This window comes from Exiguobacterium sp. s75 (assembly GCF_018617145.1).
GTDB classification, from domain to species: Bacteria; Bacillota; Bacilli; order Exiguobacteriales; family Exiguobacteriaceae; genus Exiguobacterium; species Exiguobacterium profundum.
In genome coordinates this window covers 1-435 of sequence record NZ_JACSJQ010000018.1, presented here as the reverse complement: position 1 = coordinate 435, position 435 = coordinate 1, and the positions used below count along the sequence as shown (strand labels likewise).

The following is a 435-nucleotide window of genomic DNA, read 5'->3' as shown; positions in this document are numbered from 1 at the left end:
CTCAAAACTGAACGATGGGCAATGCCACATGGGCATTTTCCTTAGAAAGGAGGTGATCCAGCCGCACCTTCCGATACGGCTACCTTGTTACGACTTCACCCCAATCATCTGCCCCACCTTCGGCGGCTGGCTCCTTACGGTTACCTCACCGACTTCGGGTGTTGCAAACTCTCGTGGTGTGACGGGCGGTGTGTACAAGACCCGGGAACGTATTCACCGCAGTATGCTGACCTGCGATTACTAGCGATTCCGACTTCATGCAGGCGAGTTGCAGCCTGCAATCCGAACTGAGAACGGCTTTCTGGGATTGGCTCCACCTCGCGGCTTCGCTGCCCTTTGTACCGTCCATTGTAGCACGTGTGTAGCCCAACTCATAAGGGGCATGATGATTTGACGTCATCCCCACCTTCCTCCGGTTTGTCACCGGCAGTCTCC

Annotated in this window: 1 rRNA gene; it reads right to left on the bottom strand. The window is 55.6% G+C overall.

Features of this window, described 5'->3' with window-relative positions:
* Window positions 1-45 precede the first annotated feature (45 nt).
* Window positions 46-435, bottom strand: a 16S ribosomal RNA gene (locus KNO68_RS14885); the annotation flags it as partial.